A 26,005-nucleotide genomic window follows, 5' to 3' on the forward strand; every position below is an offset into this window, starting at 1 on the left:
CCCTTGCGCGAATGCGCGCAGTCAGCGCGGGGTCAGTGAGGCAGGGTCAGGAGTTTGGGGTCAGTGCGCGGATTCGGGCTTGGCAGGCTTGTGCGCGGGGGCATTGCCGCCCACGGGAACTTCCGGAGCGACGCCCAGATCGACCAGCGGATCGTTGGCGGGCGACGCGCTGGCCGCGCCGTTCGGCGCTGCGGCCACGGCGCTGCGGTCGGCGGTCTTGACCCGCTGCATGATCACGCTGGCAAGACTGACCAGCAAGAGCATCGTCGCCAGCCCGAATATCCCGACTTGCAGCCGATGCACCGCCTGCGCGCGCAATTCGCGCGAGCCCGGAAAACCGGGCATCGGACCATTTTGCAGAGCGCCTGACACACCATCGGCGGCGGAATCACCCACCGCGCCGACAAAGCCGGAAGAACGAGTGCGCATGCGCTTCAATCGTTCGGATGTCTTGCCGAGCAAGGCCATGCCGATGGTTTTAGCCTAAGCGGAGAGCCAGGGGAAGACCGGCAGGCCCTTTGCTTCGAGCCAGGCCGGATTGTAGAGGCTCGACAAATAGCGAAACCCGGTGTCGCACAGGATCGTCACCACCCGGCTGCCCGGCCCGAGCGCCTTGGCCAGGGCGACTGCGCCTGCGACATTGATCCCGCTCGACAGGCCAAGGCACAACCCTTCCTCGGCGAGCAGGCGTCGCACCCAGTAGAGCCCCTCTTCATCGGACATGCGGAATTGCGTGTCGATCGGCGCGCCTTCGAGATTGGCAGTGATCCGCCCCTGCCCGATCCCTTCGGCGACCGAGCTGCCTTCGGCCTTGAGCTCGCCATGGGCATAATAGTTGTAAAGCGCGGCGCCATGCGGATCGGTCAGCGCGACGGTGACGCTTTCGTCAAACGCCTTGAGCCCCAGCCCGGTGCCTGCCAGCGTGCCGCCGGTGCCCGCCGCGCAAGTGAAGCCGTCGATCCGCCCCTCCATCTGCTCCCAGATTTCGGGCGCGGTGCTTTCGATATGGGCGCGGCGATTGGCGATATTGTCGAACTGGTTGGCCCAGATCGCGCCTTCGGTTTCCTCGGCAATGCGGCGGCTGGTATGGACAAAATGGCCCGGATTGGAAAACGGCGCGGCGGCCACCAGCACCAGTTCGGCGCGCAGCGCACGCAGCGTGTCCATCTTTTCGCGCGACTGCGTCTCGGGCATGACGATCACGGTGCGATAGCCGAGCGCATTGGCCACCAGCGCCAACCCGATCCCGGTATTGCCCGCCGTCCCTTCGACGATCGTTCCGCCCGGCGCAAGGCTCCCGCGTTGTTCGGCATCGCGCACGATCCACAAGGCGGCGCGGTCCTTGACCGAAGCGCCGGGGTTGGCAAATTCGCACTTGCCGTAGATCTCTGCCCCGGCCGCCTCGCTCGGCCCTTTGAGCAGGACCAGCGGCGTGTTGCCGATAAGCGAAAGCGTGTCGTGGAGCGCGGGCGTCAGGGTCATAGCCGAACAGGTAGAAAAGACCTGCGGCATCGGCAACGTAAAATGCACTCTGGCCGCAATAGCCCCGCTATTCGCGTCACTCTCTGGCAGCGCGGATCGCGGCCCCTGCGGCAAACGGCGCGACAGCCACCGCGACAAGGCTCGCCGCCGCCAGCAGAGCCAGCCCGTCTTCGCCGCCCGGTTGCAAAGACCCCGCGCCAAAGATCAGCAGCGGCACCGCCAGCGGAATCAGCAGCAGGCCGCCCAGTGCCGCCCCGGCGCGCAGACCCGCCGTCAGCGCCGCGATCGTCACCCCGATTGCCGCCAGCCCGGGCGTCCCGGCCAGCAATCCCAGCTCGAGCCGCACCAATTGCGTGCCTTCGAGCGACAAGAGCCCCGCCGCAATCGGCGTCGCCAGCATCAACGGCACACCAAAACACAGCCAGTGCGCCACGATCCGCACCAGCATGACCGCTTCTTCGGACAGCCCGCGCAAGGCCCACTGGTCAAAAAAGCCGGTCTCGACATCGGGCTCGACCAGCCGATCCAAAGGCAGGATCGCCGCGAGCAGGGCCGCGACCCAGATCACCCCCGCCCCGGTCCGCGCCAGCAGCCGCACATCGGGCCCCACCGCAAAAGGATACAGCATCGCCACCGACAGAAAGAACAGCAGCGGCAAAGTCGCCCCGCCGCGCCCGCGCGCACCACCGAGCAAAAGCCCGCAATCGCGCCGAAAAATCAGCCAAAGCTGGCGCCCGGTAACGCTCATGGCAGTACGGCTCATGGCAGATGATCCAGCAGCGGCAGCACGACCAGCCCTTTGAGATCGAGCGGCTGATGCGAAGCGATCACCGCGATCCCGCCGCTTGCACGATGCGCCTCGATCGCGGCCTGCGCGACGCCGGCCCAATACGCGTCGAGCCCGTTGAGCGGCTCATCGAGCAGCCAGATGCCCGTGCCGCTCGCCGACAGACACGCCAGCGCCGCGCGCTTGCGCTGCCCGGTCGAAAGATAGCGCACCGGCACGTCGTGCAGGTCTTCCAGCCCGAAATCCGAGCTTTGCGCCCCGGCTCCGTCAAGCCGACGCCAGAAATCGAGCGCCGCGCCCAGCGGGCGGTGCGCATCGAGCGGCAGACGTTCGTCGGACAGGGCAATCGTGCCGCTCGCATCGATCCGCCCGGCATAAGGCCGCATCAGCCCGGCAAGGATGCGCAAGAGGCTCGATTTGCCGATCCCGTTCGGCCCGGCAAGGTGCAGCGCATCGCCTGCAACCAGGCGAAAGCCGACCCTGCGCAACAACAGCCGATCGCCCCGGCGACAGGCAAGCTCTTCGGCAAAAAGGCGGCATGGTTGCATCCGCGCAGCCGATAGGGGAAACAGGCGGATCGAACAAGCAGCGGGAGAACAAGGAGCCATGGCCATCACACGACTGACCGAAGCCGAACGCGACCGCGCGCTCGCAGACTTGCCTCGCTGGATACTGAGCGAAGACGGCCTGGCCATCGAACGCACGCTGATTTTCGCCGATTTTGCCCAGGCTTTCGGATTCATGGCGCGCGTCGCGATCGTCGCCGAAAAGGCCGACCATCACCCGGAATGGTTCAACGTCTACAACCGCGTCGAAATTCGCCTGACCACGCACGACGCCGGCGGACTGTCGACGCGCGATCTGGCGCTGGCCGGGGCGATCGACAGCTTCGGCGTCTAACCGAGAGGACGGCCCGCCGTGCGATTGCGGCGGCGAAGCATGCCGGGCAGAAAGCGCGAGGCAAATTGCGCCGAACGGGCCGTCTTGCCAACCAGCGTATGCAGTCGTTCGCCATGAACCGCGTCCCACGCCGCCTCGGCCACGACATCGACCGGGGTGATTTCAAGGCCAGCAGTCCCGACCCGGTCGCGGATCAGTTCATTGCTCTTGCGATTGGGCGCAATATCCAGCAGCGGCGTCTCGATGAACCCCGGCATCAGGTCGCGCACGGCAATGCCGTCGGCGGCCCATTCGCCATCGAGCGATTCGGTGATCGAGCGCACGCCGAACTTGGTCGCCGAATAGACCGCCCCGCCCGGCACGCCATAAATGCCCGCCGCGCTCGCCGTATTGAGCAGGCACGATCCCGGCGCGCGCGCCTTGAGCCAGGGATAGGCCGCCTGCGCGCCAAAGATCACGCCCTTGAGATTGATGTCGAGCACGCGCTCGATCTCTTCGGGGGCAAGGTCGGCCAGCGCGCCGCCGATGGGAATGCCGGCATTGTTGAACAGGACATCGATACCGCCCGCCTCGGCGGCAAAAGCGGCCAGCGCCTCATCCCACTGCCCCCGGTCGCGCACGTCGAAGCGGACGGTAAAGCAGCGACCTTCGGGCAAAAGCGCGCGCGTGCCGCCCATACCCTCCTCGCTGATGTCGCCGAGCCCGACAAACCAGCCCTCGGCGGCAAATTTCCGTGCCACGGCGCGACCGATTCCCGACCCGCCGCCGGTGATGAAAATTGCCTTTGCAGCGCCCGCCGTCCTGTCCACCATAATGCCCCATCCCGTTTCGATTTGAAACGAGTTTGACACAGCGCCGCGCCGTTTCAAAGCGCCGGGTTGTTATAGCAATGCCAGGTAAAGATCGCGACCGCGCCGCGATGCGGGCGCCAGATTTCGCCCAGCGCGCGCGTGCTGCGCTCATCGGGCCGGGCCTCAAGCGCGAGCAATTTCGCCAGCCCCGCCTGCACCGCCAGATCGCCTGCGGGCCAGATATCGGGCCGCCCTTCGGCAAACAGCAAATAGATCTCTGCCGACCAGCGGCCGATCCCCTTGATCCGGGTCAGCAATTCGATGGCCGCCTCATCGTCGTCGGGCAACCCTTCGAAATCGACCGCGCCATCTGCGACCAGCTCGCACAGAGATCGGGCATAGCCCTGTTTTTGCCGCGACAGGCCGCAGGCACGCAGATCGTCAAACGAGGCCTTCAGCACGGCATCGGGCGCCATCCCGGTTCCGAGAAGGGCTTCGAGCCGTGCCCAGACCGAGGCGGCAGCGGCCACGCTGACTTGCTGCCCGACAATCGTGCGCAGCAAGGTGTGCCAGCCGCGCGCGCGAATGCGCGGTTCGGGATAGCCGACTCGGGCAATCGCATCGGCCAGCGGCGCACTGGTCCGCCCGACATGATCGAGCCCGCAGCGAAGCTGTTCGGCGGTCAGCCCCATGATGCTCGCCCCCCTTCGACTATTCCCATCCGGCCATCCTTTTATTCTCGCGCATCGGGCAGGCTTGCCAAAGACACGCAGGAGCGATAGCAGCCCGGCCCAAAGAGGGACAAGCACGCGTGGCGTCGGCCGACGAATTTGCCGAAAGCGCGCGTTTGCGAAAGCGGAGATCTGGGACCATGCCGAAGCTGACTGTCGTAAACCGCGCGGGCGAAGAAAAGACCATTGATGCCACCACCGGGACCACGGTGATGGAAGCGATCCGCGACAACGGCTTTGACGAGCTTCTGGCGTTGTGCGGTGGCTGCTGCTCGTGCGCGACGTGCCACGTGTTCGTCGACCCCGCCTTCGCCGACAAGCTTTCGCCGATGAGCGAAGACGAAAACGACCTGCTCGACAGCTCGGAATATCGCGACGGCACGTCGCGCCTGTCGTGCCAGCTGGCGATCACCGACGCGCTCGACGGCCTCAAGGTGACGATCGCTCCCGAAGACTGAGCCGGTCGACCCGCTCTGCAAAAGGCCCGCTTGCCCCTTGGCAGGCGGGCCTTTTTGCTGAATGCATCGGATCGAAGCCATGGTGCAGGAGCGAATCACGATGCCGCAACAGAGCATGACCCGCTGGTTCGGGCGCGTGGTTGCCTGCCTGCTTGCCTTGCTTGCGCTGGTGCCCCTGCCCGCGCTTGCCCGCCCGGTCCTGCTCATTTCGATCGACGGGCTGCGCCCCGCCGATGTGATCGATGCACGCCAGCGCGGGCTGAACCTGCCCAACCTTGCGGCGTTTCTGGCCAATGGCAGCTATGCCCGCGGCGTCGTCGGCGTCTTGCCGACGCTGACATACCCCAGCCACACCACGCTGATCACCGGGGTTTCACCCGCGCATCACGGAATCGTCGCCAACACCACGTTCGACCCGATGCATATCAATGATGACGGCTGGTACTGGTATGCCGAGGACAACAAGGCCGAAACGCTGTGGGACGCGGCCTTTCGCGCGCGGCTGACCACGGGCAACGTGCATTGGCCGGTTTCGGTCGGCGCGGCGCATGTCACCTGGAACCTGCCGCAGATCTGGCGCACCGGCCATCCCGACGACCGCAAACTGGTGCGCGCGCTGGCCACGCCGGGCCTTGTCGCCGAACTCGAAGCGGCGCGGCGCGAAGGCTATGCCGACGGCAAGGACGAAACGCTCGGCGGCGACAAGCTGCGCACGGGCTTTGCGCAATCGCTGATCCGCCATCACCAGCCCGGCTTTCTGACCGTCTATCTGGCCTCGCTCGATCATCAGCAGCACCTGACCGGGCCGGGCTCGGCCGAAGCGCGCAAGACGCTCGAAACGATCGACGGTCTGGTCGGAGACATCATCGCGATCGAGCGCCAGTTTCATCCCGATGCGGTCATTGCCGTGGTCAGCGACCATGGCTTTGCCCCCGCCGATACCGCGATCAACCTCTATCGCCCGTTCATCGATGCCGGGCTGGTGACGATCGATGCCGGGGGCAAGATCAGCGGCTGGGAAGCGACGCCCTGGGCCACCGGCGGCTCGTTCGCGATCGTGCTCGCCCATCCCGAAGACGCAGGCCTGCGTGCCAAAGTCGGCAATCTGCTCGAACGGCTGGCGGCAAACCCTGCGGCGCATATCGCGCAAGTCATTGCCGAACCGGCGATTGCGGCGGCAGGCGGAAACCCGCGCGCGGTGTTCTATGTCAATCTCAAGATCGGCGCGGTCGCAGCTCCATTCCTGTCAAGCGGCCTGCCGCTCACGCTGCCGTCTGCGGCCTACAAGGGGATGCACGGCTATTTCCCCGCCGCGCCCGAAATGCGCTCGGCATTCCTGATCGCGGGGCCCGGCATTGCCAAAGCGCGCGACCTTGGCGAAGTGGACATGCGCGCGATCGCCCCGACGCTGGCGCGTGCGATGGGCGCCGCGCTGCCCGGCGCGGAAAAGCCGCCGCTGCCCGTACTGCCTTAGTCCTAGAGCACCAGCCCCGCCGTTTCGGGCAGGCCGCTGATCAGATTGAGGCTCTGCACCGCAGCGCCGCTCGCGCCTTTGCCCAGATTGTCGAGTTCGGCGACCAGCCGTGCCTGGCTGCCGTCCGCGCTGGCAATGACATGAAGGCGCAGGCCGTCCCATGCCGGGGCACCTTCGCGCAGCACGATCTCGCCCCCTTCGGGCAGATCATCGGCAACGCTGACAACCGGCGAACCGGCATAGAACGCCCGCAAGGCATCGCGCAGCAGCGCCGGATCGGGCGCGCCGGGAATGATCGACAGCGCCAGCGGCACTTCGACGACCATGCCGCGATAGGCCGCAACCACGGCGGGCGCAAACAGCGGCGCAAGCGCGAGATGCGCATAAGCCTGCATCTCGGGGACATGCTTGTGCCCGAATTCAAGCGCATAGCCGCGCCAGGCAATCCCGGGCTCACGCGCGAAACGTTCGATCAGCGCCTTGCCGCCGCCCGAATAGCCCGACACCGCATGGCACGTATAAGGCCAGGCGACGGGCAACAGCCCGGCCCGCACCAGCGGCGCCACCAGCGCGATGAAGCCGGTGGGATAGCACCCCGGATTGGCGATCCGCTTGGCCGCGGCGACAGTGTCGCGCCCGATCACTTCGGGAAAGCCATAAGTCCAGCCCTCGGCAACGCGATGCGCGGTCGAGGCATCGATCACGCGGGTCCGGTCGTTGGCGATCAGCGCCACCGCTTCGCGCGCGGCATCGTCGGGCAGGCACAGGATCACGACATCGGCGTCATTGAGCGCCTCGGCGCGCGCCTGCGCATCCTTGCGCCGGTCATCGGCGAGCGTGATCAGCGAAAATTCGCTCCGCCCCGCCAGCCGCGCGGCGATTTCCAGCCCGGTGGTGCCCGCCGCGCCGTCAATGAAAACACCGGTCGTCATGCTGCCTCCAGCGCGGTCATCGGCACATAGCCGACCAGCCCGTCATCGCCCACTTGCCCCCAGGCCCAGCCGCCGGCGATATCGAGCACGTTGAACACATCGCCCGGCGCAAGATCGGTCAGAACTTCGGCATCCCGACGCAGGCTGCGCAACAGCGCCGCACCGCCCGCGATCACGCGATGCGGCATCGGCACGGCATAATGCGGCACGAAAATGCGCCCGGCACAGCGGATATGCGCCAGATCGCCGCGCACCGGACGGCGCAACGGGTCGAACACCTCGGACGGATGCGCGAGAGGAAAATCGCGCCGCGTGAGATTCGCGGTCAGATCGGCAGGCAACAGGTCAGCGCTCAAGGGTCCGGTGTCCAGCAAAGGCAAAGCGGGGCGCGTAGGGGAAATAGCCGCCGGGTTCAAGCCGCGTGGCTCCCGCCATGGCGCGACATCAGCAGCCCCCAGGCGGCGCGCAGGCCCAGCGCCTCGCCCCCTTTGGGCCGACCGGGCTTTGCCACCGGGCGCCAGGCGAATGTATCGTAATGGACCCAGTCGATGCCTTCGCCGACAAACCGGTCGAGAAACAGCGCCGCAACGCTCGCCCCGGCAAAGCCGTTGGCATGGGCATTGACCATGTCGGCAACATCCGATTTGAGATATTCGCGATAGCCGTCGTGGAGCGGCAGACGCCAGACCGGGTCATCGGCTTTTGCTCCGGCAGCGGCGAGCGCAGCGGCGGTTTCATCCTTGCGCGCGAACACCGCCGGCAGATCGGGGCCCAGCGCCACGCGCGCCGCGCCGGTCAGCGTGGCAAAATCGATCAGCAGTTCAGGGCTCGCCTCGCTCGCACGGGTCAGCGCGTCGCCCAGGATCAGCCGCCCTTCGGCGTCGGTGTTGGTCACTTCGACCGAACATCCCTTGCGCGAACGCAAGATGTCGCCCGGACGCATGGCATTGCCGGCAACCGCATTCTCGACCGCCGGGATCAGCAGATGCAGCCGCACCGGCAGCGCGTGTTCCATCACCAGCCGCGCCAGCGCCAGCGCATGGGCCGCGCCGCCCATGTCCTTTTTCATCAGCGCCATGCCCGAACCGGTCTTCAAATCGAGCCCGCCGCTGTCGAAGCACACGCCTTTGCCGACCACGCCGACGCGCGGGTGTTTCGGATCGCCCCATTCCAGCTCGATCAGGCGCGGCGCATGATGGCGCGATGCGGCGCGGCCCACGGCATGGATCATCGGATAATCGCGTTCGAGCGCATCGCCGGAAACGACGTGGATCTCCGCGCCAAAGGTTTTCGCAAGCGCCCGCGCCTCGGTTTCAAGCTGCGCGGGCCCCATGTCTTCGGCAGGCGTGTTGACGAGATCGCGCACCAGCCCGATCGCGCCCGCCTCCGCCAGCGCGGGGGCAATCGCTTTGGCTTCCCTGGTCAGCAACACGCGCGGCTCCATGACGGCGCCATCGGTCTTGTAGCGATCAAAACGATATTGCGCACAGACCCAGCCGACCAGAGCCGCGCTCATCCGGGGCAGCGCCGCGCCACCTGCCGAAGCATGCGGCGCGATGCGATAGGTTCCGCCCGGCAGGACTTCGGCCAGCCGCGCCAGCGCCCAGGTCCCGAGCTGGTCGCCCTCCTCTGTCCCGGCAAGCGCGAACCAGCCGTTGCCATCGGGCACAATCGCCACTTCGCCCGGCCCGGCCTCGAACTTCTGCGCGGCGATCGCGGCACGCGGACTTTCGCCAAGCGATCGCAGCAGCGCATCGAGCCCGCCCCTGGCAACGAGGTGGATCGAAATGGCTTTTTGCCCGCGATCAGGCTGGATCAGTGCATGGCGGTCGGTCATCTGCGAAGTCTTGCCGCACGATGGCCGCCTATGCGAGCGGAAAGTGGTGCAAGCCCCCCTCGCCAGAACGCCCCGGCCACGCTACATTGGGGCGATGACCGAATATGTAATCGCTGACGAGACCGAACTTCAGCCCCGCGACGGCACGATCAAGCTGCATGGCCCCGCCGCCTTTGAAGGCATGCGCAAGGCGGGCCGCCTTGCTGCCGAAATCCTCGATGCGCTGGCGCCTTTGGCGGTGCCCGGCGCGGTGATGGCCGATCTGGACGATGTCGTGCGCGAGATGACGCTGGCGGCGGGCGCGCTGCCCGCGACGCTGGGCTATCGCGGCTATACCCATTCGTGCTGCATCTCGATCAACCATGTGGTGTGCCACGGCATCCCGTCCGACCGCACGCTGCGCGATGGCGACATCGTCAATATCGACGTAACCCCGCTGCTCGACGGCTGGCACGGCGATTCGAGCCGCATGTATCTTGTCGGCGATGTCCCGCTCAAGGCGCGACGGCTGGTCGAAGTGACGTATGAATGCCTGATGATCGGCATCGACGCAGCGCGCCCCGGCGCCCGGCTCGGCGACATCGGCGCAGCGATCCAGGCCCATGCCGAACGCTTTCGCTATGGCGTGGTGCGCGATTTCTGCGGTCACGGACTTGGCCGCCTGTTCCATGACGCGCCCGAAGTGGTCCATGCCGCCCGCGCCGGGACCGGCCCGGAACTGAAGCCCGGCATGATCTTCACCATCGAGCCGATGATCAATCTCGGCAAGCCGGGGGTAAAGATCCTCGAGGATGGCTGGACGGCGGTCACGCGCGATCGGTCGCTGTCGGCGCAGTTCGAACATTCGATCGGAATCACCGAGCAGGGCCACGAGATTTTCACGCTCAGCCCGATGGGACGCCATTTCCCGCCCTATCTGTGATCGCGACAGCAAAGACAGCGCATGCCCAATAATTAAGCAGCGGTTGCGTAAATATTATGCACTTTTCGCAAAGTCGGGCGTAATTTGCGTAATGTCAAATGGCCACAGTCCGTTCTTATCTTGCCGTCCCCTCGCATTTTGCGACTTTCGCGAAGCCCGGCGATGGCCTAGGAACCAATGATTGGGCGTGGCACGATTCTAGGTATGCGACACGCCGCCGGGAAAAACCGCCGTATCCGGTTCGCCAGACACCGACCCAAAGGTGCGCTGGTTGAAGCGGGACGGCTCGCAGGGGTCAGATCGAGTGAAGAAGGTCGAAGCGATCATCAAGCCCTTCAAGCTGGACGAAGTGAAGGAAGCGCTGCACGAAGTGGGCGCATCCGGCATTACCGTAACCGAGGCGAAGGGCTTTGGCCGACAAAAAGGCCATACCGAGTTGTACCGCGGCGCCGAATACGTCGTCGACTTCCTGCCCAAAGTGAAACTTGAAGTCGTCGTTGCCGATTCGCTGGTCGACCGGGTGGTCGAAGCGATTGCGCAGGCGGCCCAGACCGGGCGCATCGGCGATGGCAAGATCTTTGTCATTCCCGTCGAAAGCGCGCTGCGCATCCGCACCGGCGAACGCGACGACGACGCGATCTGATTGCCCCTTTTGGCGTGCCCCTTGCAAAAAGGGCGCGCCGGGGGTGCTTGCGCCGCGTGGCAGGGTGGGGACCGGCCACACTGCGGCAAACCCGCTTGATTACCCCGCATCATGTCAAAGCCCCGCCGCAAGGGGCAACCAGAAGGACCAGCAATGGCAACAGCTAAGGACATTGTCGCCCAGATCAAGGACGAGGAGATCGAGTGGGTCGACCTGCGCTTCACCGATCCCAAGGGCAAGTGGCAGCATCTTACCATGGTTGCTTCGGTGCTCGGCGAAGATGAGCTGGAAAACGGCCTGATGTTCGACGGTTCGTCGATCGAGGGCTGGAAGGCCATCAACGAATCGGACATGATCCTCAAGCCCGACCTCGATGCGATCTATGTCGATCCGTTCTCGGCCTCGCCGATGCTGATCATCAATTGCGACGTCGTCGAGCCTTCGACCGGCGAGCTTTATTCGCGCGACCCGCGTTCGACCGCCAAGCGCGCCGAAGCCTATCTCAAGGCGACCGGCATCGGCGACACCATCTATGTCGGTCCCGAAGCCGAATTCTTCGTCTTTGACGATGTGCGCTTCTATGACGACTATGACGGCAACGGCTTCAAGATCGACGACATCGAGCTGCCGACCAATTCGAACCGCGTCTACGAAGCGGGCAACATGGCCCACCGTCCGCGCGCCAAGGGCGGCTATTTCCCCGTCGCGCCGGTCGACAGCCTGGTCGATATCCGTGGCGAAATGGTCCGCACGATGCTCGACATGGGCCTGCCCTGCGACAAGCATCACCATGAAGTGGCCTCGGCCCAGCACGAACTCGGCCTGACTTTCGGCACGCTGGTCCAGACCGCCGACCGCATGCAGGTCTACAAGTATGTCGTGCATCAGGTCGCGCAGGCCTATGGCAAGACCGCGACTTTCATGCCCAAGCCGATCAAGGCCGACAACGGGTCGGGCATGCACACCCACATGTCGATCTGGAACGAAGGCAAGCCGCTGTTTGCCGGCAACGGCTATGCCGGTCTGTCGGACATGTGCCTCTATTTCATCGGCGGCGTGGTCAAGCATGCCAAGGCGCTGAACGCGTTCACCAACCCGACCACCAACAGCTACAAGCGGCTGGTGCCGGGCTTTGAAGCGCCGGTGCTGCTGGCTTATTCGGCACGCAACCGTTCGGCTTCGTGCCGCATCCCCTATGGCGCGGGCGCCAAGGCCAAGCGCGTGGAATTCCGTTTCCCCGACGCGATGGCCAACCCCTACCTCGCCTACGCGGCGATGCTGATGGCCGGTCTCGACGGGATCAAGAACAAGATCCACCCGGGCGAAGCCATGGACAAGAACCTCTACGACCTTCCGCCGGAAGAACTGTCGCTGGTTCCGACCGTCTGCGCCAGCCTGCGCGAAGCTCTCGACTCGCTCGAAGCCGACTATGAATTCCTGCTCGAAGGCGGCGTGTTCACCAAGGACCAGATCGATGCCTATATCGAGCTGAAGTGGCCCGAAGTGTCGCGTTGGGAAACGACCCCGTCGGCGGTCGAATTCGACATGTACTACAGCGCCTGATCAAAGAGGCACTGCGCACCCCCACAAAGGGGTGCCGAACGGGCGCCCGGACACTGGTCCGGGCGCCCTTTTCGTTGCGGCGCACACAAATGCGCACCGGTTTTCCACAAGGCGCCGCGCGACGGGACGAACGGTTGGGCGCGAGCGGCGAACCGAACCGCCGCGGGGTTTGCGAATCAGCTCAAATCCTTAGGAATGCGCTCATGCAGCGTTCACCTCTCCTCCGCACTGTCACCGGCCTTCTCGCTCTTGCCAGCGCGGTCGCGGTTCCCGCCGCAGCCCATGCCCGGCTGCAGTGCGTGGCTTATGCGCGTCAGGCTTCCGCAGTGCAGCTTTCGGGAAATGCGCGCGATTGGTGGGGCCATGCAGAGGGCGTCTATGCCCGTGGCAATGCCCCGCGCAAAGGTGCCGTCCTGGCATTCCGCGCGACCCACGCGATGCCGATGGGCCATGTCGCGGTGGTCAGCAAAGTGATCGATGAACGCCACGTCCTGATCAGCCATGCCAACTGGTCGCGCCCCGGCGCGGTCGAAAAGGGCGTCATGGCCGTCGACGTGTCCGACGCCGGCGACTGGTCGCAAGTCCGCGTGTGGTACGGCCCGACCGCCTCGCTCGGTCTGCGCCCTTCGCCCGCTTTCGGCTTCATCTACCCGGCTACCGAAACCGCCAGCAAGGCCAGCGACAGCGATACCGACGCCGGTTGAATCGCTTGATCCTGCGCCCCGCTCAGGCTGAGCGGCGCACTTCGGCCCCCTGCGCCGGACCGAGCAGCGGCAGCAGTTCCTCTGCCGGCATCGGTTTCCAGAACAGATAGCCCTGCACCATCTCGCAGCCTGCGGCTTGTACCAAGCGCAGCTGCGTATCGGTTTCGACCCCTTCGGCGACGACTTTCATGCGCAGGCTTTGGCCAAGCGAGGCGATTGCGCGCAAGATCGCCAGCGCGTCGGCATCGGTTTCGATGTTCGACACGAATGAACGGTCGATCTTGATTCGTTCGAACTGAAACAGGCGCAAATAGCTCAGGCTCGAATAGCCGTTGCCGAAGTCGTCGAGCGCGATGCGAAAACCCATCCGGCCCAATTCGCGCAACACGGTCATGACATGCTCCGACCGATCGAGCATGACCCCTTCGGTGATTTCCAGCACCACCCGCCCCGGATCGATTCCGGTCTCGGCGACGAGCCCCGCCATCGTCGCCGTAAAATCGCCCGCCATGATCTGGATCGGCGACAGATTGACCGAAATGTCGCATGCCGGCCAATTGCGGCATTCGCTGAAAACGTGGCGCAACATCCAGTTGCCGAGCGGGATCATCAACCCGCCCTGCTCTGCGATCGGGACGAACAAGTCGGGCCGGATCGCCCCGCGTTCGGGATGCTGCCAGCGCAACAGCGCCTCGACGCCAAGGATCTCGCCACTTCGCCGATTTCCGCCGACACCGACGAGCGGCTGATAGGCGACCGACAGTTCCTCGCGCGCAATCGCCCGGCGCAGCTCCATTTCCAGATCGAGCCGCAGCTTCACACCGGCATCCATGTCGCGCGTAAAGCGGCAATAGCGCGAACGCCCGCGCTGCTTGGCGCGATAGAGCGCGATGTCGGCACGACGCAAAAGCTCGCCCGGGTCTTCGCTTTGCGCCGGGCCCCAGCTGATACCGCACGAACACGTGATGTCGATCGAATTGCCCGAGATCACGAATGGCTCGCGCAGCACATCCATGATTTGCCCGCCGAACCGGTCGGCCATCGCCCGGCCGCCTTCGCCCCGGCGCAACACGACGAATTCGTCGCCGCCAAACCGGGCGATGAAATCGCCGGCGGGAAGCATCGCGCGCAGCCGCAGGGCGACCTGACGCACCAGTTCATCGCCGACATGATGGCCCAGCGTATCGTTGACCACTTTGAAGCCGTCGAGATCGATGTAGGCGACAAACACGTCGCCGCGCACTTCACCGGCGATGCACGCGGCCAGTTCATGACGCAGCCGCTGCGTGCAATGAACGCGGTTGGGCAGGCCCGACATGCCATCGTGCAACGCATTGTGCCGCGCCTGCGCCTCGCTCGCCAGCAATTCGCGCGCAGTGCGCCGTGTCCGCCGCAACACCACACTGCCCCCGATCAGCACGCCCAGAAACAGAAGTATCCAGGCCAACAGCATGGGCGCAGTGCTCCGCACGATCGTCGGCCCCGGACTTTTCGCGGTCCACCGGATCCAGGCGAGCGGGCTGCCGTCGATCGCTGCGAGAGGCACCACATTATCGCCCGAAGACTGCCCGCGCTCGAGGGCAAGGCCCAGATCGGGCAACAGCAGATCGCGGCGCATCCGGGTGATGACCGCAGGTTCGAGTCCCTGCATGGTCACGAAGTAGATCGGCGGCGGAGTCAGCAGCGCGGCATCGCGGTCGGGCACGATCGAGGCCGCCGTCACCATGTCGACCCGGCCCGACGCGCGCATCAGCCCCCCGGCCCAACGCGGCAGGATCATCCCCGCCCGGTCGACCGGCCACTGGCGGCCGTCGATCAGGCGCATCATCCCGGTCGCAACGCCGATCGTCTGCCCGGGGGCCGTGCTGGCCGCGATCAGGCGCATGATCTGCGCGCGCAAAGGCCGATACCGTGCATCATCGACCGGATTGCCCCTTTCCCAGGCGCGCACCAGGGTGCCGTCGGGGCGCACGAGGAACGCCTGATCGGTGCCATAGGTGGTCCAGGCATAATGGCCGAATTCGCGATCGAGCCAGCCCGTATCCCGCGCCGAGCAGCGCTTGGCCATGGCATGATCACGGACGCGGCGCGCCGCCTCGTCCCAGTTGATCAGGCCCATTTCGGCCGCGACATCGGCCTCCATCGCACGAGCCAGAAAGCGCTGCACGCGCTGGCGTTCATCGTCGCGCGCGAGATCGTCGGCGACCACGATGGCATGTTCGAAGGCCGCAACCAGTGCCGCCGACAGCGCGATCAACCCCAGAAATGTGGCCAGCGCAATCCAGCCGGTGCGAAGCCCGGTAGCGATCTGCCGCTCCGCATCATGGCGCCGGAAATGTGCGAGGCCCATGCCCCCCGGATAAGCGATCCTTTGCGAACAAATGGTTAGTCCCGACGGGGAACAACCATAGCGGAAAATACCGAGTGGGCCGGTACAGCACTCGTCCGACCGCCATAAGCCGGTTGCAACCTGCCACCCATCTTGCTTTTTGGGCGCGCCACGCCACAGTGGCTGATGAACGGCGCAGCAAGACTCGCGCCGTCGGAGGAATCATGCGCGAACTCTTGAAACACTATATCGACGGGCAGTGGGTGGCTAGCGAAGGCGGTCGCCGCTACGAAGTGATCAACCCTGCAACCGAAGAACCCTGCGCCGCGATCACGCTCGGCAGCGAGACCGACGTGGACAAGGCGGTTGCCGCCGCCAAGCGCGCCTTTGCCAGCTATAGCCAGACATCGCTCGAAGAACGCGCCGCGCTGCTGACGCGGATCATCGCCGAATACAAGAAGCGGATCCCCGACTTCGCGCACGTCATCAGCGAGGAAATGGGCGCGCCGATCAGCTTTGCCGCCACCGCGCAGACCGGTGCCGGCATCGGCTATCTGCTCGGCACGCTCGAAGCGCTCGACGGGTTTGACTGGGACGAGCCGGTTCCCGGCGCCAATGCGCGCATCGTCTATGAACCGATCGGCGTCGTGGCCGCGATCACCCCCTGGAACTGGCCGCTCAACCAGATCTGCGCCAAGATCGCGCCCTGCATTCTCGCGGGCAACACCGTCATTCTCAAGCCTTCGGAAGAATGCCCGTCGAACGCGGTGATCTTTGCCGAAGTGCTTGATGCAGCAGGCGTGCCGCCGGGCGTGTTCAACCTCGTTCAGGGCGATGGCCTGGGCGTCGGCGTCGCGCTGACCAAGCATGCCGATGTCGATATGGTCAGCTTTACCGGCTCGACCCGCGCCGGCATTCAGATCGCCAAGAATGCCGCCGACACCGTCAAGCGCGTGCATCAGGAACTGGGCGGCAAGTCGCCCAACCTCGTGCTCGAAGATGCCGATTTCGCCGCCAACCTGCCCGGAACGTTGCAGGGCATTGTCGCCAACACCGGCCAAAGCTGCATCGCCCCGACCCGGATCCTCGTTCCTGCCGCGCGCAAGGCCGAAGCCGAAGCTTTCGTCCGCGACTATTTCGCCGCTGTCAAAGTCGGTAATCCGGCCGAAGAAGGCGGGCACATCGGCCCGGTCGTCAACAAGGCGCAATGGACCAAAGTGCAGGGCCTGATCGAAAAGTCGATCGAGGAAGGCGCGAGCCTGCTCCAGGGCGGCCCCGGCCTGCCCGACAGCTTCAACCGCGGCTATTACATCCGCCCGACGGTCTTTTCCGACGTGACTCCCGACATGACCATTTTCCACGAGGAAACCTTTGGCCCCGTCGCGACGATCACCACCTACAATACGCTCGACGAAGCGATCGAACTGGCCAACCGGACCGTCTACGGCCTGTCGGCGACCGTTACCGGCGATCCGGAAGCGGCCAAGGGCGTGGTCGGCAAGCTGCGCGCAGGGCTCGTCGCGGTGAACCAGTGGGGCGGCGTCAAGGGCGGCTCGTTTGGCGGCTACAAGCAGTCGGGCAACGGTCGCGAAGGCGGTCGCCACGGGCTGAAGGACTTCATGGAAGTGAAGACCATTGTAAACGCGTAAGACATCTAACGCGCAAGACATCGGCGGGGGGCGCTTCACGCGCCCCCCGTTGCTTTATCTCAGATGCCCCGCCAGCACTTGCTGCGCATCGCTGCGCCGGAACCAGCCCGGCTTGTGCTGACGCCGCCGTGATGCGACCAGCGCGCGCGGATAGACTTCGCCAAACAGCGTCTCAAACGTCTGGTCCCACGAAAAACGCGCCGTGACATGCGCCCGGGCGCGGCGGCCCATCGCGTGCGGATCGCCATGCCAAACGGCGGCCACCGCACGGGCCATACCTGCCACATCGTCGAGTTCGACCAGCTCGCCAAGCCCGCGCGGCACCCGGTGCACCATGGCGCCCGATGCAAATCCGACCACCGGCAGCCCGCAGGCCTGTGCCTCAAGCACCGAAAGGCCAAAGGTTTCATCGGCCATCGCCGAGACATAGACATCCGCAGAGGCCAGCAACCGGGCCAGTTGCGCCCGATCGGCGCAATAGCCGGGCAAGACCACCGGCAGGCCGCGCACAGCTTCCGCGATAGGCGCACGCAGCTTGCCGTCGCCGATCAGGATCATCGACGCGCCAAGCTCGGGCGGTAACTGGCGAAACATCGAAAGCAGGCGATCGGCGCGCTTTTCGTTGTCGATGCGCCCGGCATAAGCCAGCAGCGGCCCGGTTTCGGGAAGACCCAGTTCGGCGCGAAGCCCTGGATCGCGCCGCGCGGGATGAAATGTTTCGGCATCGACGCCCAGCGACAGGACATCGACATGCGGCACCTGATATTGCGCCAGCATCGAGCGCATATCCTGCCCCAGCGTATAGACCCGGTCGAATTCGCGATAGGTCCGTTCGGCATAGCTGGCCGACAGGCGACGCAACCCCCGCGCGACGAAATCGCCAAACAGCGATGCACCGACGCGATAGACGTGGGTATTGGGAAAGTCGGTGTGATAACCGGCAACCAGCGCGGTATCGGGATGCGCGCGGCGATAGTTGATCGCCGTCCAGGGCAAGACCCACGGGCATTGCGATTCGATGATTTGCGGGCGGTATTGTTCGAGCACCGCGCGCACCGCCGATGTGCGGGTAATGAACCGATAATTCGGGCTCCCGCGAACCTGTTCGGCACCGATCTCGACCCAGACGTGGCGGCCGTTCTCGATCACCCGATCCACCGGCCCGGGCACGATCTGCACCAGCCGAAAGTCGCTGTTCGACAGCACATAGTCGCGCTTTTCACGCAAATACGTGCCGATACCTCCCCCGCCCACAGGCGCATAGCTTTGGGTGAGGTCGCAGATGGGCAGTACGGGGTCGATTGCAATCACCATGGCAGTTCAGCCATGACGCTATGACATCACAGTGACTCCGTTGCGCCGCGAATTGTAATTTTTGGTGTCAGTGGTGATTGCGCACCACTGAAAGGATCACCGTCAATAATCCTTGGTGAATTTCAGGCTGATCGATTCATCATAGACCGTGGAGATCGTGCCGAGCAGCGACAGCCAGCGGGTCAGGCGAAATTCGATCGAGCTTGCACTGTAGCCGTGCCCGTCGGTGACCAGTTCGACGTAGAATTTGCGCCCGAGGTATTTGCCCACCGCTACCGCCGTGCCGCGCCCGATGGTGGGGTCTGCGCTCAACACGCGCAGCCGATCGAGCCCGATCGCGCCGCGCAGCTTGTTGATCGGATCCAGCCCGCCGCCCCCGCGCAAGGCAGCCAGCGCCGAGGCAAGCTGAATCGCCTCGGGCGCGGAAATCTGCGAAATCGAGCTGCCGAACAGGATACGGCTGAGCAGTTCTTCTTCGGGCAACGCAGGGGTCGAGGCAAATGTGATCTGCGGGTGCTGCGACGATCCGGCGATGCTGATCGTTGCGGAAATGTCGTTGGCATCGCCGGTGGCGACGATGTCGAGCTGCGGATCGATCGGGGTTTCCCCGTTGAAGCGGATCCGCCCGCGCGTCAGATCGAACCGCTTTCCCGCGAATTCATAGCTGCCCCGGATCACTTCGGCGCTGCCAAAGACTTGCGGCGTCGTGGTGTCGCCGCGCACGCGCACGTCGGTCTGCCACTCGCTTTCAAGCCCCATGCCGCGCACGTCGATCCGGTTCGCGCCGGTGGCATCGATCAGCAGTTTCCATGGCGCGCCGCGCGGCGGCGGCGGCGCGACATCGGCGGGCGTGTTGCGCTCGGTCACCGCGATTGTCGGCAAGCCTTGCGCTGCGGCGGTACGGCCCAGCACCCAGCGGGCACGATCGATCCGCAGCCGCCCGGCAACAGTGCCGCCCTGCCCGTCGGAAACGATACGCATCGGCCCGGTGATCGTCGCGCCCATTTCCGGACGATTGACCAGTTCGGCGTTCGTCGCGCCAAGGCGAATGTCGACTTTCGGCCGTTGTGACGACACGTCGCTGAAATCGATCGATCCGCTGCCGGCAATGCGTCCGCCGTTGGCCGTCGTTCCGGTAAAGTGCGCCAGCGACAAATGCGCCCCGCTGAAGCTGCCGACGAGATCGATGTTCTGGACATCGGACCCGCTGATCGCGCTTTGCGCGCGCATGCCGTGGCTGGCAACCGCGCCGGTCAACACCGGATTGTCGATCGTGCCGGAAACATCGGCGGCCACACCGACCGGCCCGGTCAGATCGAAGGCATCGATCGCCGCCAGCCGCCACAAGGCATCGGCCGGCCCGGCATAGCGCAATTGTCCGCGCAGCCGACCGCCGCGCACGCGCTCGATCATCGTTCCGCCGCGCGGCAAATCGGAGACCAGTGCTTCCAGCCGCATGCGCGGCGCCTTGCCCTCGCGCGCCACCGCGCGCACCTGAACCGCGCGTTCGTCAAGCTTTGCCACCAGCGCCAGATCGAGCGGGCGCGACGTCAGCACCAGGCCCGATCGGGTCATCCCCGTAACCGCCAGCGCGGCGTGCCCTGCCGGCGCGCCGGTGTGATCGTTCTGATAATCGATCACGCCCGAAGCATAGCCGCCAAGGCCGAGGTTCGCATAGACGATGTCGAGCGCCGACAAGGGCATGCGCGACACCGCGACATGCAATTCGGTCTCGCTTCCGGCAAAGGCGATGGCCCCGATCCGCCCGCTGGCGATCACCGCGCCGCTGCCGAAGCTGATCTGGCTCGGCTCCAGCCGCCAGCCATCGCCATCGCGTGTCAGGATCGCGCGGCGCGGCATGGTGATCGCATTTCCGGCGTAATCGCCCGCGACATAGGCGATCACCCGGTCGGGCGCAAAGGCGGCGGTGCCCTGCAAGGCAAAGCGCGTGCCGCGCCGCCCGGCAAGCGAGGCCGTAATCGAGCCCGAGCCGTTGACCACTGTCGCATCGGCGATCAGCCGACCGATAAACAGCCCGCCGACCGCGACCCCTTGTGCCTGGAGCGAGCCGTCGAGCGTGGCATCGCCCGCCGAAAACAGGCCCTTGAGCGTGACTTTGGCCTGCCCGATGGTGATCGGCTTGTCCCCGCCGAACTTTGCCGCATGGGCGTTGATCGCCGCATCGACCGCTTGCCCCCCCTCGCCCGGCGCGCCCTTGCGCCCGGCCAGATGGATCGTGCCGTCGAGCCCGCCGCCTGCCAGTGTCAGATCGCCGTCGAGCCCGTCCGCGCCAAACGCCAGCGTTCCGCTCAGCCGGGTATCGAACACGCGCACATCCGACAACGTCATCCGCGCCGGATCGCCGGGACGCGGATCGGAAGGAATGCTGAAATCGATCGCCGCCGCGATCGGGCCAAGCCGCGAATCGCCCTTTGCATCCAGATGATACCCGCCCGGCGCACTCGCGAGCGCAAGCGTGACCGCCTTGACCCCGGCCGCAGGCACAGGGTCGGCCAGATGGGCCTCTGCGCGGGTTGTGCCGCGATCGATCATCGCTTGCGCATCAAAAGCGCCATAGTCGGCATGGCGGCCCTCGGTCGCAAGATCGAGCTTTCCGTCGGGGCCGTAGCTGCCCTTGACCGTCATCGTCACGCGCGGCGAGGAAATCCGCATGTCGGCAAATTGCAGCGGGCGCAGCGCCCCCCAATGCAGGCTGCCCGCCAGATGCGCGGTTTGCCCGGCAAAGGCGCTCAGCCCGGCATTGGCAAAGTGCCCGGCATTGCCCGCATAATTGACCGCCAGCGTCCAGGGAATGCCCCGCCCCGCCACGAGCACGCCTTTGCCCGTCGCATCGAGCGTCCCCAGCTGCGGCACGCCAAAACCATGCGTATCAACCCGCCCGGCCAGCGCATAGCCGCCGCGCCGGACATCGCCCTTGAGCACGAGATCGGCCGTCACGCCGCGCCCCGCCAGATGCCAGCCATCGCCCGACAGCGTGGTGCCGTCAAAGCCGAGCGCCCCGGTCAGCCGCGCCCCGGCGAGCCGTTGGTCAAGCCATGGCGTCCCGGTATCGACCCGCGCAACGCTGACCGCGAGGGGCACGTCGAGCCGCCCGCCCTGCCGGGTCATGCGCCAATGCGCGACCCCTGCGCCATGCAGGCCGTCAAACCGCGCCGTACCCGCCGCAAGCCGGGTCAGCGCCAGATCGTGGCGGATGGCAAGATCGGTAAAGGCGCCGTCGAGCCGCGCGGTCAGCACCGCCGGGCCCGGCTGAACCGATGCGCGCCAGTCTGCGGGCAAAAGGTCCGGCCGCACCAGCCGCAGCGTCAGCGCCAACGCGTCGGCGCGGTTTTTTGCCAGATCGATCGCGCCCTGCCCGTCGAGGCGCGCCAGCGCATTGGCGAGGTGATAGCGCCCGGCGAGCCGCGCATCGACAAACGACCCGGCATAAGTCACGGCCAGCCGATCCCCGGCCAATTGCGCGGGGAGCCCTGCGATGGCCGCCGCCGGACGCAGCAGCGCGACAAGACGGTATTGCCCCGCACGATTGTCGACCAGCCCGCCTGCCATGCGCTTCCCGTCAGCTTCGGCCAGAACCCAGCCGTGCCATTGCGAAAAGCGCCCCGCGCCGCCGATCCGCGCGACAATACCGTGATGCACACCGGTCAGCCCGGCAAGCAGCCCGTCACGCGGCGCGCGATAGTCGAGATTGAGTGAAAAACGGTCGCGGTCGGGCTCGCTGTCGAGATGCAGCGACAGGCGATCACGCCCGCCCAGCCGTCCGCCGCACGACAGGAGCAGGCGCCCGCGATGAATGTCGGCGCGCGCGGCGAGATCGATGCGCCGCTTTGCCCCCGCCAGCCCCGGCGCCACGGTCAACCCGTCGACGCGGAAGCGATCGATCCGGATGTCGAAATCAGGCAGGATCGGCGCGGTGGGATCGGTGGGATTGAGCCGGGGCGCCCGCAGCAAAAGCCCGCGATGCAGCGTCAGGTTACGGATATCGAGCCCGCCGCCCAAGCCGGCAAGCAGCCGCAGCGCCGGCAACGGGCGCCAGTCCAGCTCGATGTCGGGCACATTCATGAACCGCCCGGCGGGATCGGAGAACACCACGTTGTGCAATTGCGACGTGCCGAACAGCGACCCGTCGATCCGCCCGATCGTGATCACCAGCCCGGTCTGCAATTTCAGCGCGGCGATCCGGTCGGTCACCAGCCGATGCCCCAGCGGCGAATCGAGCACGAGCAGCCCGAAGGCGATCATCGCGGCAAGCCCGAGCGCGATCAGCCCGGCCAGCCGCAGCGCCGCCGCAGCCCAGGTCCGCCTGCGGGGCGGTTCCTGCGGGGAGGATGGGGGCGGGGGCGCGGTCTCGCTCATCAGAATGCCTGCCCCAGCGCGATATACACGCCGATCCGGCTGTCGTGCGGATAGGGATTGAGCGGGGTGCCGATGTCGATACGGATCGGCCCGAATGTGGTCTTGTAGCGCACGCCGATGCCCGCGCCGAATTTGGCCCCGCGCATCGTCGGCGTGGGTGTCGTGCCCGTCATGCCCCCATCGAGAAACGGCACCACGCTGAACGCCCCGTTGAACAGCCCGGTACGCACCCGCGCCTCGAGCGAGAATTCGCTGACCGACAGGCCGCCAAGCGGATTGTTGCTCGAATCGCGTGGCCCCACCGCCTGATAGGCATAGCCCCGGATCGAGGCCCCGCCACCGGCATAGAGCCGCTGCGACGGGGCGATATTGTCGATCGAGGTGCCGCTGATCGAGGCGAGACGCACCCGCCCGGCCAGCACGACCAGCTTGGACACCGGCTGATAGGCGCTCGCGTCGAACTGAGTCATGACATAGGACGAACGCGGCCCGTCCTGAATCGAGATGGCGGGCGACACGGTGCCCGCGATGCGAATGCCGCGCACCGGATCGAGCAGATTGTTGCTGCCGTCATAGGCCAGCGTCATCGGCAAGGCGCCGATGAAATAGGCGGTAAACGGCGTACCCGGCGCCGAGCCTGCGGCCAGTTCCCTGGTCGCGATCGCCTCGATCTCCAGCGACCATGCCCATCGCTTCTGAAAGATCAGCGTGCTCTGTTTGCTCAGGCTGGCGGTCGCCGACAGCGTATGCGCGTCATAGGCGTCGGTGTTTTGCACCTGAGCGTAAAGATCAGCCGTAAATGCCTGATCGCGCGCAAGGAAATTGCTGCGACGGAAAGTCAGCCCGGCAAGTTCGTCGCGCGTGCCGAGCACCCCGCGCACACGCACCATGCCTTCGGGCGGAAACATGTTGCGATCTTCCCAACTGCCCTCGACATAGAACCCCTGGCCGCTCGACTGGCCGATCTGCGCGGTCACCGAATGCTGCGGCCCCTTGGTCAGCGTGACATCGAGATCGGCAATCCCCGGCGCGGCGGCAGTGGGCGGGCTCACTTCGCGCGGAGCGATCGTGACCCCGCCGACGATCCCCGTCGACAGCACGGCCTGACGGAAATCGTCGACCAGACGGTGATCAAAGGTCTTGCCCCGACGGAAGCGGGCCATGCGTTGCAAATGTCGCGCGTTGATGAAGCGAGGCAGCGAGCTGGTTACCTGACCAAAGACATATTTGCCCCCGGTCGTGACCGGAAGCGCAAGATCGGCGTTCAACGCTTCGTGATCGACGGACAAGGCGGGATCGCCGACTTTGGCAAAGGCATAACCGATATGCCCGAGCTGATCGATCAACCGCCCGCGTGCAGCGAGGATCGTCTCGGTGTTGGCCGGATCGCCGGTCTTGAGCGCAAAGGCGGTGATCAGCGCGGTCTGATCGGGGCTGCGCGCAATGTCGCCAAGGTCGATCGCCGCAAGCGGATAGCGCGGGCCGGGCACGATTTCGAACCGCACGGTCGCCGCCGGCGGCGTCGGCCCATGCGCTTTGACCGTGGGCGCAGACGGTTGCACAGCGATCGCCGCCGCCGAAAGCCCGACCAGATTCTGGCTGACTTCGGCATCGTAATAGCCATAGACCCGCAAGATCTGGATCAACACGCCGACATCGTCCTGCGCGCGCCGCGACATCTGCGCAAGGTTGTCATCCCCCCGTCCGAGCGTGCGCAGCGACGACAGTTCGTCAAAACGATCGAGCAGATCGTCCATTTCGGGCAGCGCCGTATCATGCGGGAAAACGAGATCGATCCCCGGCCCGGCATGGCGGACCACCGCATCGGCACCCAGCGGCCCCCGCCAGCCGCCGCGCGGCATGGCAACGTCAAGCGCCGCGCCGGCTTCGCGCGTGACGCTGGCCACGTCGGCAATGTCGGGATCGGGGCTCAGCAGTTCGACCGGGGGCACCTCAAAGGTGTCGGGCCAGGCGATGGTCAACCCCGGAATGGCCGACCCCGGAATCGCCCCCGCAGCAGCCCCGGAGACCGGCGCGATGCCGTCATGGCCGTCAAGCCAGGTGACATCGGGCAGGCTTTGCGGATCGGGCGCATGATGCGCGGCGTCGGTATCGAGCGCCCATTGCTGGGGATCGGCGACCGCGCTGTCGGGGATCAGCGCGGTCAACGCAGGATCGGTCGGCTGCGTCTGCGCCTCTGCCGGAACCGACACCAGCGCGGCGATGAGCGCCCAAAGGCAGACCGACCCGGCATTCCGGAAATCGGTCACCGGCTCAGGCGCGCGAACAGGCCGTGATAAGGCCATCCTTTCCGGCATCCTCGGCGATGCGGGAACCGGCGCCGAGACGATCGATGGCAACCGCCTGTTCGACAGGGTCGAATCGTTCCCAGCCGTCGCGGCCGAGCCGCTCCATAGGCCGGAAGCGGACCTTGTATTGCATGCATGACGATCCTTCGACCCAATAGCCGAGATAGACATAGGGCAGGCCGATGTCGTTCGCGTGCCGGATGTGATCGAGAATGATATAAGTGCCAAGCCCGGTCCGCGTCGGATGATGAGGATCGTAAAAACTGTAAACCATCGAGAGCCCGTCCCCCTGATGATCGGTCAGGCACGCCCCGACCAATCGACCAGGAGAGCCATCGACATTGGGCTCCCGATATTCGACGACATAACTGCGTACCGGTGTATGCTCCACCATGTCGGCAAAGTCGACCTCATCCATCGTTGCCATGCCACCGCCGGGATGACGCACCGACAAATAGGCCTGAAGCAGCTCATACTGTTCCGGAGTCGACCAGGGCTTGCACACCGAGACGATCAGGTCGGCATTCTGCTTCGCGGTTCGACGCTGGCTGGACGAAGCGCGAAACTCGCGCGCCGCGACGCGCACCGAAACGCATGCCGTACACCCGTCGCAGCTCGGTCGATAGGCGACCGTCTGGCTGCGGCGAAAACCGATCCGGCTGAGCGCGTCGTTGAGCTCGTCGGAATTGGCGCCTTTCAGCTCGGTAAACACCTTGCGCTCGGTCCGGCCCGGCAAATAGGGGCACGGGCCGGGGCTGGTGACGAAAAAGCGGGGGAAGCGAACCGGGGCGCTCACGAGACGG

At 65.7% G+C, this 26,005-nt stretch carries 22 protein-coding genes; 8 read left to right on the forward strand and 14 right to left on the reverse strand.

Translation table 11 applies throughout. The features are described 5' to 3' along the window. Positions 1–60 precede the first annotated feature (60 nt). The 4 genes from AQZ50_RS00855 to ccmA form a co-directional block, all read right to left on the reverse strand. Positions 61–429: a hypothetical protein gene (locus AQZ50_RS00855; RefSeq protein WP_231730042.1), complete on the reverse strand. Its 369-nt coding sequence runs from the start codon at positions 427–429 to the stop codon at positions 61–63. Between the two features lie 54 nt (positions 430–483). Then, on the reverse strand, positions 484–1,482 hold the full coding sequence (locus AQZ50_RS00860; RefSeq protein ID WP_067741306.1) for a cysteine synthase A: 999 nt from the start codon (positions 1,480–1,482) through the stop codon (positions 484–486). Between the two features lie 76 nt (positions 1,483–1,558). Then, entirely contained in the window at positions 1,559–2,230 is a 672-nt protein-coding gene (ccmB, locus tag AQZ50_RS00865; protein WP_067741309.1) for a heme exporter protein CcmB, read from the reverse strand. 11 nt (positions 2,231–2,241) lie between these two features. Then, positions 2,242–2,817 (reverse strand): heme ABC exporter ATP-binding protein CcmA, encoded by a 576-nt coding sequence (gene ccmA, locus AQZ50_RS00870; protein ID WP_067741311.1) that lies wholly within the window; start codon positions 2,815–2,817, stop codon positions 2,242–2,244. A 58-nt stretch (positions 2,818–2,875) separates the two neighbouring features. Here ccmA and AQZ50_RS00875 point away from each other — a divergent pair, with 58 nt between their 5' ends. Continuing rightward, positions 2,876–3,169 carry a 4a-hydroxytetrahydrobiopterin dehydratase gene (locus AQZ50_RS00875; protein ID WP_067741314.1) on the forward strand — a complete coding sequence of 98 codons (294 nt, stop codon included), beginning with the start codon at positions 2,876–2,878 and terminating at the stop codon, positions 3,167–3,169. On the opposite strand, the gene AQZ50_RS00880 is transcribed toward AQZ50_RS00875, so the two are convergent. Beyond that, positions 3,166–3,978, reverse strand: a complete 813-nt coding sequence (locus AQZ50_RS00880; RefSeq protein WP_231730043.1) for an SDR family oxidoreductase — start codon at positions 3,976–3,978, stop codon at positions 3,166–3,168. The two genes, AQZ50_RS00875 and AQZ50_RS00880, sit on opposite strands and share 4 nt — an antisense overlap. A 56-nt stretch (positions 3,979–4,034) precedes the next feature. Then, a complete protein-coding gene (locus tag AQZ50_RS00885) occupies positions 4,035–4,652 on the reverse strand; it encodes a DNA-3-methyladenine glycosylase family protein (RefSeq protein ID WP_067741317.1) in 618 nt (205 codons plus the stop codon). Positions 4,653–4,831: 179 nt separating this feature from the next. Here AQZ50_RS00885 and AQZ50_RS00890 point away from each other — a divergent pair, with 179 nt between their 5' ends. Then, entirely contained in the window at positions 4,832–5,149 is a 318-nt protein-coding gene (locus tag AQZ50_RS00890) for a 2Fe-2S iron-sulfur cluster-binding protein (RefSeq protein WP_067741320.1), read from the forward strand. Positions 5,150–5,249: 100 nt separating this feature from the next. Next, a complete protein-coding gene (locus tag AQZ50_RS00895; RefSeq protein WP_067742292.1) occupies positions 5,250–6,623 on the forward strand; it encodes an alkaline phosphatase family protein in 1,374 nt (457 codons plus the stop codon). 2 nt (positions 6,624–6,625) lie between these two features. On the opposite strand, the gene argC is transcribed toward AQZ50_RS00895, so the two are convergent. Genes argC through AQZ50_RS00910 form a run of 3 tightly spaced genes read right to left on the reverse strand, consistent with a single transcriptional unit; the run spans position 6,626 to position 9,392 of the window. Next, positions 6,626–7,555 (reverse strand): N-acetyl-gamma-glutamyl-phosphate reductase, encoded by a 930-nt coding sequence (gene argC / locus AQZ50_RS00900; RefSeq protein WP_067741322.1) that lies wholly within the window; start codon positions 7,553–7,555, stop codon positions 6,626–6,628. Beyond that, positions 7,552–7,911: an SH3 domain-containing protein gene (locus AQZ50_RS20855; protein WP_067742295.1), complete on the reverse strand. Its 360-nt coding sequence runs from the start codon at positions 7,909–7,911 to the stop codon at positions 7,552–7,554. The genes argC and AQZ50_RS20855 overlap by 4 nt, the downstream gene beginning before the upstream one ends. 56 nt (positions 7,912–7,967) lie before the next feature. After that, entirely contained in the window at positions 7,968–9,392 is a 1,425-nt protein-coding gene (locus tag AQZ50_RS00910) for a leucyl aminopeptidase family protein (RefSeq protein WP_067741324.1), read from the reverse strand. 94 nt (positions 9,393–9,486) lie between these two features. Here AQZ50_RS00910 and map point away from each other — a divergent pair, with 94 nt between their 5' ends. The 4 genes from map to AQZ50_RS00930 all read left to right on the forward strand — a co-directional run bounded on the left by map (position 9,487) and on the right by AQZ50_RS00930 (position 13,224). Beyond that, positions 9,487–10,314, forward strand: coding sequence for a type I methionyl aminopeptidase (map, locus tag AQZ50_RS00915; protein ID WP_067741326.1), 828 nt, complete (start codon positions 9,487–9,489; stop codon positions 10,312–10,314). Between the two features lie 304 nt (positions 10,315–10,618). Beyond that, the gene (locus AQZ50_RS00920; RefSeq protein ID WP_067741328.1) at positions 10,619–10,957 is read left to right on the forward strand and encodes a P-II family nitrogen regulator; all 339 of its coding nucleotides are present in this window, start codon (positions 10,619–10,621) and stop codon (positions 10,955–10,957) included. A 153-nt stretch (positions 10,958–11,110) separates the two neighbouring features. Beyond that, on the forward strand, positions 11,111–12,520 hold the full coding sequence (gene glnA, locus AQZ50_RS00925) for a type I glutamate--ammonia ligase (protein ID WP_067741331.1): 1,410 nt from the start codon (positions 11,111–11,113) through the stop codon (positions 12,518–12,520). Between the two features lie 203 nt (positions 12,521–12,723). Further along, positions 12,724–13,224 (forward strand): CHAP domain-containing protein, encoded by a 501-nt coding sequence (locus AQZ50_RS00930; protein WP_067741334.1) that lies wholly within the window; start codon positions 12,724–12,726, stop codon positions 13,222–13,224. 22 nt (positions 13,225–13,246) lie between these two features. Here AQZ50_RS00930 and AQZ50_RS00935 read toward each other — a convergent pair whose 3' ends face one another. Beyond that, complete coding sequence (locus tag AQZ50_RS00935; protein WP_067741337.1) at positions 13,247–15,574, reverse strand: putative bifunctional diguanylate cyclase/phosphodiesterase; 2,328 nt, start codon at positions 15,572–15,574, stop codon at positions 13,247–13,249. A gap of 203 nt (positions 15,575–15,777) precedes the next feature. Between AQZ50_RS00935 and AQZ50_RS00940 the strand changes: the two genes are divergently transcribed. After that, entirely contained in the window at positions 15,778–17,202 is a 1,425-nt protein-coding gene (locus tag AQZ50_RS00940) for an aldehyde dehydrogenase family protein (protein ID WP_067741340.1), read from the forward strand. Between the two features lie 54 nt (positions 17,203–17,256). On the opposite strand, the gene AQZ50_RS00945 is transcribed toward AQZ50_RS00940, so the two are convergent. From AQZ50_RS00945 to AQZ50_RS00960, 4 genes are all read right to left on the reverse strand, one after another. Continuing rightward, a complete protein-coding gene (locus AQZ50_RS00945) occupies positions 17,257–18,516 on the reverse strand; it encodes a glycosyltransferase (RefSeq protein WP_067741342.1) in 1,260 nt (419 codons plus the stop codon). A 102-nt stretch (positions 18,517–18,618) separates the two neighbouring features. Continuing rightward, complete coding sequence (locus tag AQZ50_RS00950; protein ID WP_067741344.1) at positions 18,619–22,893, reverse strand: translocation/assembly module TamB domain-containing protein; 4,275 nt, start codon at positions 22,891–22,893, stop codon at positions 18,619–18,621. Then, positions 22,893–25,163 carry an autotransporter assembly complex protein TamA gene (locus AQZ50_RS00955; protein ID WP_231730044.1) on the reverse strand — a complete coding sequence of 757 codons (2,271 nt, stop codon included), beginning with the start codon at positions 25,161–25,163 and terminating at the stop codon, positions 22,893–22,895. The genes AQZ50_RS00950 and AQZ50_RS00955 overlap by 1 nt, the downstream gene beginning before the upstream one ends. Before the next feature lie 4 nt (positions 25,164–25,167). Next, entirely contained in the window at positions 25,168–25,998 is an 831-nt protein-coding gene (locus AQZ50_RS00960; protein ID WP_067741346.1) for an arginyltransferase, read from the reverse strand. Between the last annotated feature and the right edge of the window lie 7 nt (positions 25,999–26,005).

Origin of the sequence: Novosphingobium sp. Fuku2-ISO-50, assembly GCF_001519055.1 — a bacterium.
Taxonomy (GTDB): Bacteria; Pseudomonadota; Alphaproteobacteria; order Sphingomonadales; family Sphingomonadaceae; genus Novosphingobium.